Origin of the sequence: Leptolyngbya sp. PCC 6406 (genome assembly GCF_000332095.2) — a bacterium.
In the GTDB taxonomy this organism is placed as follows: Bacteria; Cyanobacteriota; Cyanobacteriia; order Phormidesmidales; family Phormidesmidaceae; genus PCC-6406.
Window position 1 is genome coordinate 1,636,511 of record NZ_KI913949.1, and the last position, 19,138, is coordinate 1,655,648.

Annotated in this window: 15 protein-coding genes; 10 read left to right on the plus strand and 5 right to left on the minus strand. The window is 53.6% G+C overall.

The features are described from left to right. From LEP6406_RS0207500 to LEP6406_RS26995, 3 genes are all read left to right on the plus strand, one after another. Positions 1 to 667: hypothetical protein (locus LEP6406_RS0207500; protein ID WP_008316567.1), on the plus strand; the 667-nt coding region annotated here is incomplete at its 5' end. A gap of 4 nt (positions 668 to 671) precedes the next feature. Beyond that, positions 672 to 1,418 (plus strand): ABC transporter ATP-binding protein, encoded by a 747-nt coding sequence (locus LEP6406_RS0207505; RefSeq protein WP_008316565.1) that lies wholly within the window; start codon positions 672 to 674, stop codon positions 1,416 to 1,418. Positions 1,419 to 1,863: 445 nt separating this feature from the next. After that, positions 1,864 to 2,832, plus strand: coding sequence for a hypothetical protein (locus LEP6406_RS26995; protein WP_008316564.1), 969 nt, complete (start codon positions 1,864 to 1,866; stop codon positions 2,830 to 2,832). A gap of 175 nt (positions 2,833 to 3,007) precedes the next feature. Here the strand turns inward: LEP6406_RS26995 and hpsU are convergent, their stop codons facing one another. The 3 genes from hpsU to LEP6406_RS0207525 all read right to left on the minus strand — a co-directional run bounded on the left by hpsU (position 3,008) and on the right by LEP6406_RS0207525 (position 5,964). Next, entirely contained in the window at positions 3,008 to 3,652 is a 645-nt protein-coding gene (gene hpsU / locus LEP6406_RS0207515) for a hormogonium polysaccharide biosynthesis acetyltransferase HpsU (protein WP_008316562.1), read from the minus strand. Between the two features lie 14 nt (positions 3,653 to 3,666). Further along, positions 3,667 to 4,647, minus strand: coding sequence for a glycosyltransferase family 2 protein (locus tag LEP6406_RS0207520; RefSeq protein WP_008316557.1), 981 nt, complete (start codon positions 4,645 to 4,647; stop codon positions 3,667 to 3,669). A gap of 258 nt (positions 4,648 to 4,905) precedes the next feature. After that, positions 4,906 to 5,964, minus strand: coding sequence for a glycosyltransferase family 2 protein (locus tag LEP6406_RS0207525; protein ID WP_263971146.1), 1,059 nt, complete (start codon positions 5,962 to 5,964; stop codon positions 4,906 to 4,908). Between the two features lie 262 nt (positions 5,965 to 6,226). Between LEP6406_RS0207525 and deoC the strand changes: the two genes are divergently transcribed. The 7 genes from deoC (at position 6,227) to LEP6406_RS27000 (ending at position 17,106) form a co-directional block, all read left to right on the plus strand. After that, positions 6,227 to 6,913 (plus strand): deoxyribose-phosphate aldolase, encoded by a 687-nt coding sequence (deoC, locus tag LEP6406_RS0207530; RefSeq protein WP_027268937.1) that lies wholly within the window; start codon positions 6,227 to 6,229, stop codon positions 6,911 to 6,913. A gap of 198 nt (positions 6,914 to 7,111) precedes the next feature. Then, positions 7,112 to 10,210: a hybrid sensor histidine kinase/response regulator gene (locus tag LEP6406_RS0207535; protein WP_008308629.1), complete on the plus strand. Its 3,099-nt coding sequence runs from the start codon at positions 7,112 to 7,114 to the stop codon at positions 10,208 to 10,210. Continuing rightward, positions 10,188 to 12,386, plus strand: a complete 2,199-nt coding sequence (locus LEP6406_RS0207540) for a two-component system response regulator (RefSeq protein WP_008308630.1) — start codon at positions 10,188 to 10,190, stop codon at positions 12,384 to 12,386. The genes LEP6406_RS0207535 and LEP6406_RS0207540 overlap by 23 nt, the downstream gene beginning before the upstream one ends. Positions 12,387 to 12,634: 248 nt before the next feature. After that, on the plus strand, positions 12,635 to 13,582 hold the full coding sequence (gene recO, locus LEP6406_RS0207545) for a DNA repair protein RecO (RefSeq protein ID WP_008308631.1): 948 nt from the start codon (positions 12,635 to 12,637) through the stop codon (positions 13,580 to 13,582). Further along, positions 13,579 to 15,018: an MFS transporter gene (locus LEP6406_RS0207550; RefSeq protein ID WP_008308632.1), complete on the plus strand. Its 1,440-nt coding sequence runs from the start codon at positions 13,579 to 13,581 to the stop codon at positions 15,016 to 15,018. The genes recO and LEP6406_RS0207550 overlap by 4 nt, the downstream gene beginning before the upstream one ends. A gap of 82 nt (positions 15,019 to 15,100) precedes the next feature. Beyond that, positions 15,101 to 16,270, plus strand: coding sequence for a glycosyltransferase family 4 protein (locus tag LEP6406_RS0207555; RefSeq protein ID WP_008308633.1), 1,170 nt, complete (start codon positions 15,101 to 15,103; stop codon positions 16,268 to 16,270). A 122-nt stretch (positions 16,271 to 16,392) separates the two neighbouring features. Continuing rightward, the gene (locus LEP6406_RS27000; protein ID WP_008308634.1) at positions 16,393 to 17,106 is read left to right on the plus strand and encodes a Uma2 family endonuclease; all 714 of its coding nucleotides are present in this window, start codon (positions 16,393 to 16,395) and stop codon (positions 17,104 to 17,106) included. Positions 17,107 to 17,663: 557 nt separating this feature from the next. On the opposite strand, the gene LEP6406_RS30995 is transcribed toward LEP6406_RS27000, so the two are convergent. Together LEP6406_RS30995 and LEP6406_RS0207570 are read right to left on the minus strand one after the other, a co-directional pair. Further along, entirely contained in the window at positions 17,664 to 17,954 is a 291-nt protein-coding gene (locus LEP6406_RS30995; RefSeq protein ID WP_008307975.1) for a type II toxin-antitoxin system RelE/ParE family toxin, read from the minus strand. Continuing rightward, on the minus strand, positions 17,942 to 18,259 hold the full coding sequence (locus tag LEP6406_RS0207570; RefSeq protein ID WP_008307976.1) for a ribbon-helix-helix domain-containing protein: 318 nt from the start codon (positions 18,257 to 18,259) through the stop codon (positions 17,942 to 17,944). The genes LEP6406_RS30995 and LEP6406_RS0207570 overlap by 13 nt, the downstream gene beginning before the upstream one ends. Positions 18,260 to 19,138: the final 879 nt, after the last annotated feature.

Below are 19,138 nucleotides of genomic sequence, written 5' to 3' on the forward strand. Positions count from 1 at the left end.
CCTACCCCCCATCCCCTACACTAAACAACAGCTCCCCCACCGCCACTCCATGTCTGATCCCCAGTCCCCAGGGCCAAAATCGATAACCAACACAGATGATGATGCTGCTGTCCCCAGTGATCAGCGGGTCTTTCCCATTTCCCCCCTGATTCGCCTCACCCTACTCACCCTCTATGGAGCCTTAACCCTGCCACTGCCCTTCTTAGCAGAGGTCACCGCTGCCCCAGTTCCCAGTTCCTGGCTATGGGGGGGAATCGGTCTGGGAGCGGTGGCCCTCTACGGAGGGCTGAGTGAACAGGTAGTGGTGGATGCCGAAGGCATTCAGGTGCGATATCCGGCCTGGATTCGTGGGGTGCTGCGCCGGGGCTGGCGACTATCCTGGAGCCAAATCACCGCCCTCAAGCCCCGCTCCACTGGGCAGGGAGGCTTGGTCTATTACTTCGTCAGTGTCGAAGGTGATCGGGCCTATCTACTGCCTATGCGGGTGGCGGGCTTTGCAGCCTTGGTGCAGTACGTGGAGGCCCATACCAACCTCGATACCCAGGACGTGAAGCCCCTAGCCCAGCCCTGGATGTACGTTCTACTGCTGGGATTGAGTCTCTTCCTATTGCTGGTGGATGGTTGGACGGTGGTGACCGCGCTCCAATTCGCACCAGGGGTAGGGTAGCCCAGTGGTCGACCTATTACGGCTGGATCAGGTGGCGGTGCGGGCTACGATGGGCAGCACCTTCCTGCTGCGAGAGATTTCCGGCGCGATCGCACCTGGTGAATTCATTGGCATCATCGGCCCCTCCGGTGCGGGCAAAACCACCCTATTTCGCCTCCTGAATCGCCTCCAGGATCCCACCGCTGGGCAGATTTTCTTCCAGGGTCAGCCCCTGAATCGCTTTCCCGTCATCTCCCTGCGGCAGCAGATCATGTTGGTAGCCCAGGAGTCCCACCTATTAGGGATGACCGTTGCCCAGGCATTGCAATACCCGTTGCAGTTGCAGGGGGTGACGGCAGTGGATCGCCAAGAGCGGGTGCAGGCTTGGTTGGAACCCTGTCAGATTTCTCCCCAATGGCTATCCCGCTCAGAGGTGGAACTGTCCGGGGGCCAACGACAGCGGGTGGCCATCGCCCGTGCCCTCGTGGCCCAACCCTCGGTGCTGCTGCTGGACGAGCCCACCGCTGCCCAGGATGTCGGCGCGGCCACCCACCTGTTGGCCATGCTGCAAGGGGAGATCCGCCAGCGGGGGCTGACGGTGCTCATGAGCAATCATCAGCTCGAACTGGTAGAAGAATTCTGCGATCGCGTCTGGTACCTGAACCAAGGGCAGTTGATGGGTGATTGGCCCGCCCCCATAGTGGACTGGTCCGCCCTGCGTCAAACCATCATTGCCGCCAATGCCACAGAGACCGCAGAGTGGGGGTTGTAGACATCATTAGGAGATAGGAGACGGGTGATCAGGAGACAGAAGAGATAGTAATTCCATTTGATTGCTGAAGACCTTCGTAGCGTGGGTTACGCTTCGCTTCACCCACGAAGAGGCTTACTCAAAGCTCATGCAGAATCGCTATAGGAAATAGGGGACAAGGAAGAGGAGATTTACGTAGGTGTATCCAGAGCCTGGGGGAAACGTCTTAGCTTTGGTCTATGGATGACCAGTCCGGCAAATTTTGCGAGAAATTGCGGATTTGGCGGGGGGATGGGCGAAATAAGGAACAGAGTTAATCCATCCCTGGGTGTATTGCCGTGAGGTTCTTTGTAAATAGGCGTTTTACCTATCTCCATCGCCTTCTGATCTGGGTGTTACGCTAGTGAAACCCTGGGCAAACTCACTGTAGGGGTGCTGAAGTCCTGTTGAGGAGGGTCGAGTAGGTATGAGTTTTATGGAGAATCGTCCAGCGGGAAAAGAGACCAAGCCGCAAGCGTTATCCCCCAAGCGGCCCAATTTGGTGCGTCCCCCCGTGCGTCCAGTTGCCAGTGCTCCGGTTGCCAGTGCTCCGGCGGCGGTGGAGCCTGAGTCTAAAGCCGCGACCCCGGAACCGGCAATTACCCTGCCTCAGCCCATTTCCCCCCCCAGTGAGCCCCGCCAGTATCGGGCTATTGGCCTGGTGCGAGGAACCTACCAACCCGTAGAGGATCAGTTCAACCGGGGTAATCTGGTCACCGATGAAGGACTAGAAATCGACTCGGTGTTGCTAGGGCGGGTTACTAGCCTGGTAAAAAATCACATCAATTTAGAGAAGCCCCACCTGTGGGTGGTTTATCCCCGTACTCGTCAGAACGAAGAGACACGGGAAGTAGATTTACATTTGCAGATTGTGGGGGTCTGGGAACCTGAAACCCTCGGTCTTCCTGGAGAGACTCCCGATGTCGAGGGCTCGGCCTCTGACACCGTAGATCTGGATGCTCCAAAGGAGGAGGTTCCGACTAGAGCTCCCTCGACTGCCACTGTCGCTGTTCCCGATCCCCAGGAAAACTATTTTTCCATTCGGGGAGAAATCATCAAGTATGAAGAAGATGATGGAGAAGTTGTCGTCAAGATTTTGCAGGGGAGCAAACAGGAGGGTAAGGGTAGCAAGACATTCCGGCTGAATGTGTCTGGTCAGCTCTCGAACCCGAGGACCGTAGGTTACTTCTGGGAGTTTGATGTGGAGCGGCAGGGCAAGGCTCTGGTGATGCGGCAAGGCAATCTAATCGGCATTGTGCCACCGAAAAAGCGCCTGCCTGCTGGCAAGGGAAAGCGTAGTTTTCCCGCTGGGGCACGTCGCAACAGCTCTGTTGAAGCCCCCAAGGGCAAGCCCCGCACCCGTCCCACTGCCCCGGTCAAGTCCAATCCCCTGTAGCTAATTGGGAATTTGGAATTGGTGCGATCGCAATTAGGCGCATCAATATCCAGTTCTGCCCATCCCCCCATCGTGGCTGAGAGGGGACCCATCCGTGGCCCCTCATCTAGCGCTAGCCCCACCCTACTGGAAGTAGGGTGGGGTAGTCAGCACGGTCATTGAAGCGGACTTGAGATCATCCTCCGGCCTCGCCCGTGGAGAAGGTGCGGCGGCGATGGGAACGGCAGGGGGTGCCCCAGCAGAGGGTTTGGGCAGGCATATCACTAAAAACGCTGCTGCGGGCTCCCACCACCGCATTGGCCCCAATACGGACCCCTGGCCCTACAAAACAATCCGTTGCCACCCAAGCTCCGTTTTCGATCACAATGGGTGCGGTCTTCAGCCCAAAGGCTGGATCCTCAGCATCATGGCTACCGGTACAGAGGTAGCTCCGTTGGGAGACAACGCAGTGGGCTCCAATATGGATGGTATCTAGGCTGTAGAGCACCACCTCTCCGCCGATCCAACTGTAGTCATCAATGGCAACCTTCCAGGGATAGTGGAACCGAGCCGTGGGGCGAATCACGACCCCTCGGCCAATGCGGGCTCCGAACAAGCGCAGCAAGCATCGCCGGGGGGCATGGTGGGCGTGGAGGGTGAGGGGAAAGGCCACAGCCTGAACCAACCACCACAGCAGAACCACCACTTTAGACCGTCCGGGGTCGTACCAGGATTGGTCATAACGGCGCAGATCTACCAGCGACGGGGGTGAATCGGGCACCACAGCCTTTGTCTCGGAAGGGACAGAGAAGGGGGAGGGAACATTGGGCGGGTCAGCCATTGCGATCGCGCCGCCTAGCCCTTAATTTTGGCAGGGGTAGCGGGCTCCATATCTGCCTGTCCTTGGGAATCTTCCGGTGAGGCAACCGGGGCGGCGGGTGTACCTACATTCAATCGACCCCCAAACTGCCGCAATTCATAGAGCTTCACCCCAATCTGGTACTCATACTGGCTCAGCAGCCGTCCGTAGGTGTAGCCCGCCCGTCCATCCAAAAAGCCCAAGCGCAAAAAGTAGAACAGAACGAAGCGCAGGGTTGGCTTAAAGGGAAGCCGCACCCAGATTTTTTTCAAAAAGCGCTTCCGTTGTACCGAGTCCCCAAAGAGATTAGCGCCAATGGTGCCACTATCTGCCATCCCCGTGAGCAGGTTGTAATACACCCGCGCTTCCCAGTTGGAATAACGATTGTGGCGTTCTAGCCAATGGAATAGGTCGCGGAAATCCTCGTGGAGCATGTCGTTTTTGAGGTAGCCGACGGCCCCTTCCTCAATCACCACATGCTCGTGGACCTCGTTGTCGCCAGTATTGCGAATGCCCTCGGTCTTGAGGTTTTCATAGCGGCCTTGGGCATGACGAAAGAGGCGCAGATTCCAGTCTGGATATTTACCGCCGTAGCGAATCCATTTCCCTAGAAAAAAGACGCGACGGTTGAGGTAGTAGCCGCCATAGGCTGGATTTTGAATGGCCTGCTCGATCTCATCCCAGAGGGCTGGAGGGATACGTTCGTCGCAGTCTACGATCAGCACCCAGTCGTTACGGAAGGGAAGATTGTCCAGGGACCAGTTTTTCTTCTTGGGCCAACGGCCATTGAAGTGGAACTGGACTACCTGAGCGCCATAGCGATCGCAGATTTCAATAGAGCGGTCTTCACTCTGGGAATCGACGACAAAGATTTCATCAGCCCGTGCCACGCTTTCTAGGCAAGCGGGTAGGTTTTCCTCCTCGTTTTTGGCGGGAATCAGCACAGAAACGGGCACTTTTGACGACACGGTAGTCATGGGCTCCTAGGGATAAAACAGCGTTAGACACAATGGGTCAACAAGACGATCGCTCGAACCCTTTAGCTTGGGGTTTTCGGGACTGGGGTCTTCGGGTCTGGGGTCTTCGGGTCTGGGGTTTTTAGGCTGGAAAAATTTTGGGATCCTCAACACCTCTAGAAGGTCATCATAGGGGTAAAGGTTTACGCTAACAGTGTGAATCGCCACCAGCCTTCCCCCGCGATCTCCCCAGTAGCTAGTCTAGTAGACCCGGACTCCTTAGGAAGAAGAGGACACAGGCCGTACCAGCCCCCGCAGGGCACTGAGCAGATAGCCCAGTTGACCATAGGCGTAGAGAAAGTTCTCAAACCGCTGAGCCGGATCCGCCAGGTATTTAAGACTTTTATAGAGGCCACGGACAAATCGTTCTCCCCCCCAGCTCAACTGTTGTATTCCAGCTTGCCCAGTCACCTGTTCTCGATAGCATTCACTGATGCCCTGCCACCAACTCCGCCGCAGAAACCAACTCGGGACCATGCGTTCCGGGGCTACATTGTGGGCGACGAGTGCCTCCGGGACATAGAACACCTGCCATCCTCCCTGGAGCGCCTGTTGAGTCATAAACAGCTCCTCATTCGACAGAAGGTTCTTGCCTACCCGCCCCAGCTTCAGATCGAATCCCCCCACCTCCTCTAGAAACGCTTTGCGCAGAGAGTAATTCAACCCCCGTGGGGTTAATCCGGGCTGGGTGATGGATACCAACTCATCCCCTAGGTCATAGGCTCCGAGACTACCGGACATATCCGTCGAAAGCCAAGGGGGACAAGACCTACCGGGAGGCCAAAGGAGGGTAACCTTGCCCCCCGCGATCGCAAGTTTTTCATGGCGGGCATAGACCTTGTGGAGGGCACTAAGCCAACCCCGACTAGCCTCCGCATCATCATCTAAATAGGCCACAATTTCCCCCTGGGCCGCCTCAGCTCCGGTATTGCGGGCCACCGATAGCCCCAGGGTAGGCTCGTACAAGTAGCGCAGACGCGGGTGGGGCAGGCGGGCCTCGACCACCGCTCGGGTCGTATCCGTCGAGCCGTTGTCCACCACAATCACTTCGTAATCCTCGAAATCCTGATCCAGCAGCGTGTCAATCGCCGCCCCCAGGTAGGCATCGCGGTTGTGGGTGCAGATAATCGCGGAGATTTTGGGCAAGGGCATGGGTGGGGGAGTGATGGAGTGGGGGAGTGATGGGGTGATGGGGTGCCACCGTAGGGGCGCGGTTTCCGCGCCCAGTGCAGCATGTTGCCAATCGTAGGGGCGCGGTTTCCGCGCCCAGTGCAGCATGTTGCTAATCGTAGGGGCGCGGTTTCCGCGCCCAGTGCAGCATGTTGCTAATCGTAGGGGCGTGGTTTCCGCGCCTAGTGCAGGATGGTGCCGCCAGTAGAGTTTATGGCTAGGGAACTCCCCTGTAGCATTCCCGAATCCCCATCAAGTTTGCGTTAACATCCGTGAAGCTACGATGAGATTATTGTCCTACAGAGCAATCAGTTCTCAGCAGATCCCATCATCTATCGCCCGCAATCATCTTAGGGATACCTTACTCAAAATGGCTGGTCGTGACTCCTTCTCTCAGGTCGAAATCGCACCACTGATCGACCATTCCCTCCTGTCCCCCACCGCCACAGAGGAACAGGTGATCCACTGGTGTAGCGAGGCGGATCGCTACGGGTTCGCTGCCGTCTGCGTCAGTCCCTGTTATGTGCGCCTAGCTCGGGAACAGTTGCAGGGGCGTCCCGCCCAGGTTTGCACCGTGATCGGCTTTCCCTCTGGAGCCACCACCTCAGCCACCAAGCTTTACGAAGCTCAGGAAGCAGCAGAGAATGGGGCTACAGAGTTGGATGTGGTGATCAATCTAGGCTGGGTCAAAACAGGACAGAGCGATCGCATTCATCAAGAAATTGCCGAAATTTGCTCTGAGACTGGGCAGGTGGTCAAGGTGATTTTGGAAACCGCCCTGTTGACCCCACCGGAACTCCAGATGGCGGCGGAAGTTGCCATGGACTCGGGAGCCGCCTTTTTGAAAACCAGCACCGGCTGGCATGGAGGAGCCACCGTTGAAGCCGTACAGCAACTCCGCACCCTAACCCGAGGCCAAGTGGGCATTAAAGCCTCCGGTGGTATTCGGACCCTGGAGCAAGCAATGGCTTTAATCCAAGCCGGGGCCACCCGTCTGGGCACCTCCCAAGGCCCAGACTTGGTGCGCCAGCAAGAAACCTGGCAGGATCCCAGTTAGATCTGCACCCCAGCCACCTTCTTGAAGTATTGAGAAAAAAGCAGTGGGGGTCCGAAATAATCGCTAGGATGGCGAGTATCCAAGGTTAGAATAGTACCTTAAAAATTCAACATCACACTGAGAAAACTGTTGGAACACTAGGATTTTTAGTCCTTCTGCGATCGCGTGAGGTTCGTTTATTAACTTACCCTTTTGTCCATGGATAGATCCCCGGAAAGATTAGCCTTTCTTAAAACTCTACTGCTCAAGCAGCGAGAGCTTCTGGGGTTGGCTGTGCTCCTGTTTCTAGGGCCTTTGGGGAATTATTTCCGGTGGTCTTTTTTCTTCAATATTGACTTTCTATTTGGCACGATTTCTGTCTGGCTAATCCTCAGTTTATATGGTCCCAGATGGGGTGCGATCGCGGCCCTTAGCGCTGCAATTTGTACCTATTTTCTCTGGAACCATCCCTATGCCATTATTATTTTTACCTGTGAATTTTTGTTGGTGGGTTTTTTCCACCAGCGACACCGCCAAAACCTCGTCCTTCTAGATGGCCTCTACTGGATTTGCATCGGGATTCCCCTCGTTTGGTTTTTCTATAGCCAAGCCTTAGATGTTGATCCCGTCCAGGTTCAGATTATTATGCTGAAACAGGCCGTAAACGGCATCTTTAATGCCTTGATCGCCAGCCTTATTCTGAGTTATACTGCGCTCCACCTCTGGATTGCTCGGCCCCAAGCCAATAGCACGCTCTCCCTCCAACAAAGTCTCTTTAATCTGCTTGTTGCCTTTGCCTTCTTCCCCACCCTATCCCTAATGGCCATTGATAGCCATCGAGTGGTGGAAGATATTACCTTAGGCCAAAAACAGCATCTCCAAATTATTTCCCAACACCTTACAGCCCAGATCAATACCTGGTATCAGCAGCAATTCCGCGCCACTACCGCATTAGCCCAGTTTGCTGCCAATCTAACCCTCACACCTCCCCTCACACCCCAAATTTTAGCCTCCCTACAGCAACAGACCACCAGTATTCAAACCTTAGCCCCCGATCTGTACCATTTGGTAGTGGCCAACGCCGCTGATGAAATCCTCACCATTGCCCCTGACGATCACGGAGATCAACACCAACTGGTAGTGCCCCTAAATACTGACTTAAGTATTAACTCTGATCTCCTAGTATCAACACTTTCGGCTCCCCAATGGGGAGCTGAAAGTTCTGAACAGTCCATTCTTGTATTGAGTCAGGCCATTCTTCGCCAGGGAGAACTTCAGGGGCGGGTCTGGGCAGAAATAGACCTAAGTACCCTGCAAAATATTTTGATGGCGACGGTCGAAACCCTGGATGTTCAGATCACCCTAGTAGATGAAGGTCAGCGCGTCATTAGTAGCACATCCTCGGAGCGAGACTGGGGGACGCCCTTTGACCGCTACCAGACCGGTGAGCGGATTCCCTTGAGTGAACAAGCTTATCAATGGCTACCGACGGCGGGAAGCCGTCTATTTATGGTGCGCTGGACCCAGTCATTTTTTGTCCGGGAAACCATCCTCCATGACTTAAGGAATTGGATATTAGTCGTTGAATCTCCCGCCCGTCCCTATGTCCAAGTTTTGCAAAAAAAGCATATTCAAAATCTTTCTATCCTCATGGTGATATCGGGATTAGCCCTCGCTTTAGCTACTTGGCTGAGTCGGCACCTTGTTAATCCCCTATTTCAGCTTGCTCAGGTCACGACTGATCTACCCGACCAAATACTTGAAAAGAAAGTTATTCAGTGGCCCGTTAGCCCTGTATTAGAACTGCGATCCCTCGTATACAACTTTCAACAGATGGCTGGTACCCTTACGCAAAAATTCCAGGAGCTGCAAGCTGCCAGACGAAAGGCAGAGGTTGCCAGTGAGGCCAAAAGTGAATTTCTGGCCAATATGAGCCATGAACTGAGAACCCCCCTCAACGCCATTCTGGGCTTTACGACGTTGTTGCGTCGCCATGCCAGTCTGAAAAGTCATCAAGTTGAATTGGCCCTGATTCAGCAGAGTGGAGAACATCTTCTCGACTTGATTAATGATGTCTTAGACATGGCCAAAATCGAATCGGGTCGAGTCAGCCTCCATGAAATTCACTTTGATTTAATTGAATTCATCAGGAGTCTGGAGGAGATCTTTCAGTTGCGTGCCAGGGATAAGCTACTAGACCTAGTGGTAGAGCTTGATAGCAATCTTCCTCAGGTGATCCAGGCCGATCAGCGCAAACTACGGCAAGTGCTGATGAACCTGATGAACAATGCGATCAAATTTACGGCAATGGGGCAGGTTTGCCTGCGGATATCCCTAGTTAGGGCTGAGCTGGATGCGGAATCTGGGTGCTGGCTCCAGTTTGAGGTAGAAGATACAGGTCCCGGTATTGCGTCTGAGGAGCTAGGACTGCTTTTCCAAGCTTTTGCCCAAACCCAGGCGGGTCGAGTCAGCCAAGAGGGTACGGGTCTTGGGCTACGCATCAGCAATCAGTTCATCAAGCTGATGGGGGGACGGATTGAGGTTTGGAGTCAAGTGGAGGTTGGATCTCGTTTCTGGTTTCAGATTCCGGTGAAAATTGGGGATCCAACGCTGCTGGAATTTAAGCCTAAACCTTTGCCCGCCATTGGACTCCTCCCTGATCAGCCCCATTACCGCTTGTTGGTGGTGGACGATCAGGTCAGTAACCGCCGCTTTTTGGTCAAGCTCCTGACGGATTTGGGCTTTGAAGTTCGCGAAGCCTGTAATGGCCAAGAAGCGATTGAGCTTTGGCAGGTTTGGCAGCCCCACTTGATTTGGATGGATATGAGAATGCCCGTAGTTGACGGCTATGAGGCCACGCGACAAATTAAGATGCAGATGCAGGGACAGGCCACCGCTATTATTGCCCTGACTGCTAGTGTCTTTGATGAGGAAAAGTCTCTCGTACTCTCAGTGGGCTGTGATGACTTTGTCCGCAAGCCCTTTCAACCAGAGGTGATTGTCGATAAGTTAATCCAACATTTGGGGGTTAAGTTCCGCTATGCAGAGCCAACTGCGATCGCACTTCCCCCTGCCGCCACGATAGTATCCACCGATCTACCTGCCAACGCCTTAGACTTTATGCCCCAAAATTGGCTGGACCAGTTTTATCAGGCGGCAACCCAAGCCAACCAAAAAGTTTTGCTGCAACTCCTAACGGAGATTCCAGAAGACTATGTCCATCTTAGCCAGGTCCTACAGAATTTGATTTCCAACTTCCGCTTTGACAAGATCATGAGTCTCACCCGTGGCGAATATGATCCAAGAGCGCAACCCTAAATCAACCATTTTAGTGGTTGATGATATTCCTGAAAACCTGCATCTACTGACTCGGGAGTTGACCATCCAGGGCTATGAGGTGCGTGGAGTTCTCACTGGTGAAATGGCCTTATTAGTTACCCATTCAACCACCATTGATCTGATTCTACTCGATGTCATGCTACCAGGTTTGGATGGCTATACCGTCTGCCAAACCCTAAAGAATAATCCCCAAACCCAGGATATTCCCGTCATTTTCTTAAGTGCCCTAGATGGAGCCCTAGACAAGGTCAGGGCTTTTGCAGTCGGTGGGGTAGATTATGTCAGTAAACCCTTCAATATTGTTGAAGTTATTGCCAGGATTGAAACTCAAATTAATCTGCGCCAAACCCAACTCAGACTCCAGCAATTTACCCAAGATTTGGAACAACGGGTCAAACAACGAACCCATGAGCTAGAGGTAACGAATCAGTCTCTACAGGCAGAGATCCACAACCGTCAAAAGATAGAGGATCATTTACGCACAAGTGAAGAACGTTATCGGCTCATTGCTAACCATATGGGGGATTTAGTCTGTCTCCATGGCATGGACGGTCAATTGCTATACGTCAGCCCGTCCTCCCAGGCGTTGCTAGGCTATGCCCCAGAAGCATTAATCGGTCAGAATTTTCAGGAGCTTTGCCATCCTGAGGATAGTATCTGTATTCAACTCGATTTCCAGAAGCCCATTAAAGCGGACGATTCCCTTTGCAGTTGCTACCGAGTAAAGCGACAATCGGGCCAATACATTTGGCTAGAAACTATTGCCAAACCCTTAATTGGTGAAGCGGGGGAGATGAAAGGTGTCGTGACCAGTTCTCGGGATGTGACACGACGGGTCAAAATTGAAAGGCAACTGCGCCATGACTCTCTCCATGATGCTCTCACGGGGCTGCCCAATCGGGACTGGTTGGCTCGGCGATTGGAGTTGGAGTTATCGCAATGTCAGCGCTATGACGGCTTCAAATTCGGCCTGTTAATGATTGATTTAGATCGGTTTAAAGCCATCAATGATAGTTTGGGCCATCTCATTGGTGACAAGCTACTCATTGCAGTTGGCAATGTCTTGAAAACCTGTGTTCGGGATGTAGATATGGTGGCTCGGTGGGGGGGGGATGAGTTCGTCGTCTTTCTGGATAGAATCAGCGATATCAAGGAAGCTATTCAAATCGCGGAACGGATTAGAGATAGCCTCAGTGATCCCCTGGAAATTGAAGAGAAATTGATTTTCACCTCTGCTAGCATTGGTATTTTAATGGGGGATAGTACCTATCAGAATAGCAATGATGTTTTTAGAGATGTAGATATTGCTCTATATCGAGCTAAGGGGGCAGGGCGAAATCGCTATGAAATCTTCGGTTGGGAAATGTATCAGGAAGCCATTGATCTTCTGAATCTAGAGAATGATCTACGCCTTGCTATCCGGGAACAAGGGTTTGTCACCTATTATCAACCGATTTTTTCTCTGCAAACTGATAAACTCATTGGGTTCGAGGCTCTCGCCCGATGGCAGCATCCCCAAAAGGGATTGATCATGCCGGATGATTTTATCGACCTTGCAGAGGATACGGGACTAATTAAACCCATTGGTGAGCAAATTTTACAACAGGTCTGTTCAATGGTAAGGCTCTGGGAAAATAGCTTCGATCTCAGCCCAGACTTTCGGATTAGTATCAATGTCTCCGGTCAACAGTTTCGCGATCCTAAGTTTATTCAAACCATTGACCAGGCGCTCAGTCATACAGGGATTCATGCTAAGCATTTGAAATTGGAAATTACGGAGCGGATTTTGCTGGAACAGTCCGAGAGTATTATCCAGATTCTGGCGGAACTGAAAAAACGGGGGATTCAACTCAGTATTGATGATTTTGGTACGGGATATTCTTCCCTCAGATATCTGAGTCAGTTTTCTGTTAATACGTTAAAAATAGATCGGTCTTTTGTGACGCAAATGCAGGCGAATCAGCAGGGTATTGTCCAAGCGGTGATCGATCTGGCTCATAATCTAGGGATGGATGCCATTGCTGAGGGGGTGGATTCTGCCCAACAACTTGAGCATTTGAAGCGATTGGGCTGTGAGGCGGCGCAGGGGTATTTTTTCTCGCCTCCCTTGCTCCCAGAGGCTGCTACTGCGTTAATACAGGGTTTGGGGGGTTGATTCTGTGGGAATTGGATGCGACCTCTTGGTCTAGTACAGAAAGACAGAAGCAAGAAGGATGGCAAGGAATTCCTTGTCTTATGGGGGCATCTAGGTTGACAGTCCACCCGCCCTGGGTGACAGAGAAAGGATAGGAATACTGGGCCGCTTCACGTCGGTCTGTGGGAGATTTATTGCTTACCTGGCGGCCAAGTTTTGGGGCTCTACCAATAAGCTCTACCAATAAGTTTTATTTAAGTTTGGAGCCTATGAGTCGGTCATACAAGGCTACTGGTATCAATCTAAAGGCGATCCCAATGGGGGAAACGGATCGTCTGTTGACGATTTTGACGGTGGAACAGGGGATAATTCGTGCGATCGCGCCGGGTGCCCGCAAGCATAAGTCACGGCTAGGGGGCCGTAGTGGCCAGTTTGTCATTAATGAACTGCTGGTGATTCAGGGTCGCCAGTTGGACAAGGTGGTGCAGGCCGAGACGGTGCGCTCTTTTCCAGGGTTGGCGACCCATCTGGCTAAACTGACCGCTAGTCAGTATTTGGCGGAGTTGGTGCTGTGTCAGGCCCTCGGGGGACAGCCTCAGGAGGCGCTATTTGCCCTTTTTGTGGAGCATCTAGAGCGGTTGGATCAGGCGGCGATGGGGGGGGTGATGGCGAGTCTCTGCCAGGGAATCTTTCACCTATTGGCCTTGGCGGGGGTAGCGCCGGAGGTGCAACGCTGTTGCGTTAGCCAGACACCTATTGTGCCGGATCTGATGGCGACGGATTGGCACGTGGGGTTTAGCGCGATCGCGGGCGGCATTATCCAGGGACAGCACCTACCCAATACCGTTGCCGAGAGCCATTCTCCGCGCCACCGTCTGAGAACTGCCCAAGGGCGCTACTCTTTTAATAGCTCTGATAATGGGTTAAATACTTCCCATCGTCCCCAACGGCGGGGCGGGATCCCCCAGACAGTGCCCGGTCCTACCCCGATTACAGCGGCGGAGTTAGCTCTACTCCAGCGGTTAGGACAGCCCGAACTCCTGATGGTGCAGGAAACACCGGGAGTCGGGGATTTTCCTGGCTCCCTATTGTCTCAGCCGCTATGGTCCCGGATTGAACATCTGCTACGTCAGTATGCCCAGTACCATTTCGATCGCCCCATCCGCTCCGCTGCCCTCCTAGAGGCGTGCTTTCCCGTTACGGTTGCCCCCGAATGATGCTTCGCGAGTCCGAGCCCGATGCTGCCCCCAATACTGGACATGATGCTCTCCCGCCCTTGGCGGAACAGTCTGTCGCGGGTTCCGTCGCGGGTTCTGATGTGCCCCCAGAGTCGGAGCCGGAAGCGGTCTCAAGGGCGTGGCCAATTTTCAAAAATCGTAACTTTTTAATCCTCTGGAGTGGGCAGGTTTTTTCCCAACTGGCGGACAAGATTTACCTAGTACTGATGATCGCCATCATCAGTACCCAATTTGACAGGCCAGGACAGCGGATCAGCCTCTGGGTGTCGGCAGTTATGATTGCTTTCACCATTCCGGCGGTGCTGTTTGGTTCCTTGGCGGGGGTCTATGTGGATCGCTGGAGCAAGAAAGGGACTCTGGTCTTGACCAACCTCCTGCGGGGGGGATTGGTGGTTGCCCTTCCTGCGCTGCTGTGGCTGGCTCAGGATTGGGGCACCATCGCCCAACTGCCGACCGGGTTTGGGTTGCTGCTGGTTGTGACCTTTTTGGTGTCTACCCTGACTCAGTTTTTTGCCCCAGCGGAGCAGGCGGCAATTCCCATGATTGTGGAGGGACCAAATCTACTGTCGGCTAATTCCCTCTACACCACCACGATGATGGCGTCGGTGATTATTGGCTTTGCCGTGGGGGAGCCTTTTCTTGCGATCGCAGATCGCATCCTAATGCCCCTAGATGGTGGGGCGGGCTGGGGCAAGGCGATCATGGTGGGGGTGGGCTACGGGGTGGCAGGGCTCTTGCTGCTGGCGCTACGGATCCGGAAGGATCAACCGCCTCCGGCCCTCTCTCCCCACCCCTGGCAGGATATTCGCGAAGGGCTGCGATACCTGGGTGACAACTCCCAAGTCCGGGGTGCCCTGCTGCAATTGGTCTTACTATTCTCGGTGTGTGCGGCGTTGGCGGTGCTGGCGGTAAGCTTAGCGGAGGTGATGCCCGCCATTAAATCTTCCCAGTTTGGGTTTCTACTGGCAGGGGGCGGGGTAGGCATGGCTCTAGGGGCGGCGGCGGTAGGTCAGTTTGGCCAACGGTTTTCTCGCCAAATTCTGAGCTTGTTCGGATCCCTAGGCATGGGCTTAGTGCTGGTTGCCCTAGCGACAGTGACAACCCAATTCTGGCCTGCTCTGGCACTGCTAGTGCTACTGGGATTTTTTGCCGCTGGCATTGGTATTCCCATGCAGACCATGATCCAGGAGCAGACGCCAGCGGAGATGCGAGGCAAGGTGTTTGGCCTGCAAAATAACGTCATCAATATTGCCCTGAGTCTACCCCTAGTGCTGGCCAGTGTGGCGGAAACGCTTCTAGGGTTGCCCTGGGTTTTCATCTTTCTGGGAGCCCTGGTCGCTGCAGGAGGTTTGGCAAGCTGGTATGCTTCCGATAGAGGGGCTGACAAGATGCCCTCAGCGTCTTCGTCTCAATAATCTGATGATTGCGCCTACTTTTGCCCAAGGCTTCCAGCTTGCCCCTTGATCCTTGGGGATATGAAGATTTCCTTCTTAATAAATGCATATTGCATGGCTCGGTAAGAAATCCCCCTTCTGTGGCAACGTCACTTACAGCCGAGAAATCACTCAGGCGCTGTTAGGTCGAGGCTATCAGGTCTCTTTTTTGCATTTTGACCAAGAGTCCAGTGGCCAAGAACTCGCGCCTTTCCATCCTTGCCCCGGTCAAGAGCGGGAGGTCTCCCTACCTTTTCTGTTCAAATCCCAAGTCTTGACGATTCCCTCTCCCCGTTCCCGTCGCCTGTTGGTAGAGGCGCTGGAGCATCTGCGGCCCAATTTGGTCCATGCTTCCCTAACCCTGTCACCGTTGGATTTTCGCCTGCCAGAGATCTGCCAAGATCTGAAGCTGCCCCTAGTGGTCACCTTCCATCCCGCCTTTGACCGTAAGCTGCGGACCCTCAGTTCTGGAACCCAGCACTTTACCTATCAAATGTATGCACCGACGCTGGCCCGCTGCGATCGCGTCATTGTGTTCTCTAACTTGCAGCGAGACTTACTCGTTCGGTTAGGGGTTGCAGAGGAAACCGTAGCCGTTATCCCCAACGGTGTGGACGTAACCCGATACACCCCTGGCCCCTCTACCATCAAATCCACCCTCGGAGCGCGGCAGCTCTTTGTCTACCAGGGACGCCTATCCCTGGAGAAAAATGTCGAATCTCTGCTCAAAGCTTGGCGACTGGCGGAGATGGGGCCAGATCGAAAATTAGTGATCGTGGGCAGTGGTCCCCTAGAGCAGTCGCTGCGAATGTTTTACAACGGCGACGACACCATCCAATGGCTGGGCTTCATTGAGGATGAGCAACGCCGTATCGATATTCTGCGGGGGGCAGATGCCTTCATCCTGCCCTCCTTGGTGGAGGGGCTCTCCTTGTCCCTGCTAGAGGCCATGGCCTGCGGCACCGCCTGTATCGCCACTGATGCCGGGGCCGATGGCGAGGTGCTGGAGGAGGGCGCTGGCATTGTCGTGGACACTCAGCGCGTCACCCAGCAACTCCAAATCATTCTGCCTATCCTCCGAGACCATCCCGAGATGACCCGCCTCCTAGGGCAAAAGGCGCGCCGACGGGTGCTGGAGCGCTATACCCTCACCTCTAACCTGGCTCAGATTGAGAACATCTATCAAACCCTAGTGAAGGATTCAGCCTCTCTTTATGCGGGTAGTGGTGTCTAATGCACCGTTCCATCGTGGTACACCTCGGCCCCTCACCGTTCGGCTGAGCGTTCGCCCATCTGATCCACCCTCGATAAAATGGGAATTATGATCTGCCCAGCGAGTGGCCAGAAGAACCCGGTTTGCCGGACGTTGGCGCTAGCCCGTCGCGAGACGTATTTCACGATTTACAGCCCCAACTGCTGAGCCGTACCCTCAACCTGGCGGACTATAGCCGCGAGAACTGGTTTGCCGCCTCCGACCTCAACCTTTATTACGATGTTCATCATCCCCTTTGGCACAAACGCCCCGACTGGTTTCTGGCGGTGGGTGTCCCCAGGCTGTACGAACGGCGGGAACTGCGTCACAGCTACGTCACCTGGCAAGAAGGGCAAAATCCCCATGTGGTGGTGGAATTCCTCTCCCCCGGCACTGAAAAAGAAGACCTAGGGCGTTTTTATCGCAGCAATGAGGCGCTCCCCTCTGACGAACCACCTAACCTAGAGCCAGCCGAGCAGCCCCCTGGTAAATTCGCCGTTTATGAGCAGCAGTTACGGGTTCCCCACTACATCACCTACGATCGCAAAACCCAACAACTGCGGTACTTTCAACTTTTAGCAGGGCAGTACCAAGAGCGTCCCCTAGCCGAGACCGCTCCTCAGATTTGGCTCCCGGACTTAAAGGTAGGGCTAGGCATCTGGTCTGGCAGCTTTGAAGGTATTCCCAGCCATTGGCTGCGCTGGTGCGACGACGAGGGCAATTGGCTCTGGACTGGTACGGAACGGGCAGAGCAGGCCAAAGAAGCTGCTTCTCTGCGCCATCTTGAGGCTGAAGGAATTCGGGCATCAGGGAAATGACTTGCTCTTGCCTTGGTGCGACGATGACGGGCAAAATCACACTGTGGTGATAGCTGACTTGGCCGCTCTTATGGGTGCGCTGGGAGCACTGGGGACAGTTAATCGTGGTGGTGGAAAAGTATTCTGTCTAAAACTCAGCCGTTGCTCTTCCATCCCATCACGTCTATCGGGGTGACTCTATCCTCGGGGGGGGATGCAAAACTGTCAAATTCTGCATTTATAATTGCTGGGTATAAATGGGTGCTGTGTACAGAATCGCAACTTTGGGCATTGTAGAGAGTAACAAAAAGTGCGCCATGGCGGCATTTTGGAAAATCAAGTTCTCTAAACTTCACCCGTCTAAAGCCCTCGGCGGCGGGCTATGCCCATCATCTGATGTAACCGTCCCCTGAGCGGAGTCGAGGGGGACTTTTGCGGGAAATCTGGCTTCGACTCCGCTCAGCCAGCGTGATATGTGGGACGGTTACCATCTGATTTTGGCGAAACCCAGCATGGTAACGCCGCTGGCGTTTCCAGATTTTGAGTTGGCGTTGACGGCGATACTGCCCCTAAAGGCGCTACGAGGGGCGATTTTGCCGCCCGTGATAAACCTTGAGGATCAGCACCTCATTCTCCAAAAGGGTGTAGTGAAGAACGTAACCGGACTTGCCAAACGGAATCGGTAGCTTCCTTAAACCGGGTGCAGATGAGATCGGGGTACCGCGCTGGGGTATTTGACCCAGGCTTTTAGCAGCTTGAACGATTTTTTTCAGGGCAAGGGTAGCGGCTTCGGGATTGCGGGCTTTTAGAAATTGATGCTGGCGATCAAGATCTGCGATCGCGGCCCGTGACCAAACTACTGTGGGCATGGGCGTTCGGTATCAGTCCCTAAACTGTCAACCCAAGCTTCAACCTGATTGTGGGGAATAGCGTCTTGTTGGTAATTAGCAAGCACCTCTAGGCTTTGTTGCACCATTTCAGCTTCAGTACGGGGCAGAAAATTCAGATTTTCGTCCAGTTCACCGAAGGCTAAATCGGAGTCAATGCGATTTAGGCTGGTGTCGTCCAAGAGACGCACGCCTGCTAGCAAAACCTCGACGGGAGTCTGATAAGCCCCTCTAGCAATTTGCCGTTCTACCAATTGGGTCAGTTCAGGCGGCAGGGTTACGTCCATGGCAGGTCGATCTGGATGTGTGTCCCTATGGTAGTCGTTGGGCGGATGTGTAAGGGGTAGTAGGGTTAGCTGCGTCGGCCAGGGTTAGGCATTATGCCTGGATTTGTCCCATGGGCAACGTGCTCATTACCGCTTCGTCGCTTGCTCTCAAGTTAGCACTGGGGTCGGGGCAGCCGTGCTGGGTAGAGTCCTGGGGCCAGGGAGAGAACCCCGGTTTCTTGAAGAAACCGGGGGGCTGGGGATTTGTGGAGGGGGGTGGGGGGGGAACTGTAGGAGGGGTTGATGCAAGGGCGGGATTGAAACCATGGATGAGCAGCGGGTGCAGGCATATGTGGAACTGATTCAGAAGCTGTTTGCCTGTCTAGGGGGGGCAGGAGGGGATGCTCCCGTGGTATTTGAGGTTAATGATTGTCCAGGGAATAGCAAGAAATGACACTAAAATCGCAAGACAAATCACCCGATAAACTGAATGGAATTTTACAAGAGCTATCAGAGTCTCCTCCAATCGATCGCCGAGTATATCTTTGTGCCCAAGCACTTAGATTAATGTCTAAAAAAGGAAATGAGCATCTCTGGGCTATTTTACAGGATGAGATGGGCTGGTGTCTGTACAACAGTCAATCAGGTGATCATGTCGAAAAAATTGAGCAGGCAATTGAAGCCCATAAAAATGCGCTTCAAGTTTTTAATCGTGAAATATTTCCAGATGACTGGGGTCTAGCCAATCACAATTTAGGCGTAGCTTATCAAGATCGAGTATATGGTGATAAATCCGACAATATTGAACAGGCACTCAAAGCATATAAAAATGCACTGGAGATCAGAACCAAGGTTAAATCTCCTAAGGAATGGGCGATGATTCAATATAATTTAATTAGT

What these genes read in the sequence shown, in the direction of transcription:
- LEP6406_RS0207525 (WP_263971146.1), bottom strand. Translation starts at nt 5,964, where the DNA reads ATGCTGCACTGGGCGCGGAAACCGCGCCCCTACGATTGGCAACATGCT.
- recO (WP_008308631.1), top strand. Translation starts at nt 12,635, where the DNA reads ATGAGTCGGTCATACAAGGCTACTGGTATCAATCTAAAGGCGATCCCA.
- LEP6406_RS0207540 (WP_008308630.1), top strand. Translation starts at nt 10,188, where the DNA reads ATGATCCAAGAGCGCAACCCTAAATCAACCATTTTAGTGGTTGATGAT.
- LEP6406_RS30995 (WP_008307975.1), bottom strand. Translation starts at nt 17,954, where the DNA reads ATGCCCACAGTAGTTTGGTCACGGGCCGCGATCGCAGATCTTGATCGC.
- hpsU (WP_008316562.1), bottom strand. Translation starts at nt 3,652, where the DNA reads ATGGCTGACCCGCCCAATGTTCCCTCCCCCTTCTCTGTCCCTTCCGAG.
- LEP6406_RS0207520 (WP_008316557.1), bottom strand. Translation starts at nt 4,647, where the DNA reads ATGACTACCGTGTCGTCAAAAGTGCCCGTTTCTGTGCTGATTCCCGCC.
- LEP6406_RS26995 (WP_008316564.1), top strand. Translation starts at nt 1,864, where the DNA reads ATGAGTTTTATGGAGAATCGTCCAGCGGGAAAAGAGACCAAGCCGCAA.
- LEP6406_RS0207570 (WP_008307976.1), bottom strand. Translation starts at nt 18,259, where the DNA reads ATGGACGTAACCCTGCCGCCTGAACTGACCCAATTGGTAGAACGGCAA.
- deoC (WP_027268937.1), top strand. Translation starts at nt 6,227, where the DNA reads ATGGCTGGTCGTGACTCCTTCTCTCAGGTCGAAATCGCACCACTGATC.
- LEP6406_RS0207555 (WP_008308633.1), top strand. Translation starts at nt 15,101, where the DNA reads ATGCATATTGCATGGCTCGGTAAGAAATCCCCCTTCTGTGGCAACGTC.
- LEP6406_RS0207550 (WP_008308632.1), top strand. Translation starts at nt 13,579, where the DNA reads ATGATGCTTCGCGAGTCCGAGCCCGATGCTGCCCCCAATACTGGACAT.
- LEP6406_RS0207535 (WP_008308629.1), top strand. Translation starts at nt 7,112, where the DNA reads ATGGATAGATCCCCGGAAAGATTAGCCTTTCTTAAAACTCTACTGCTC.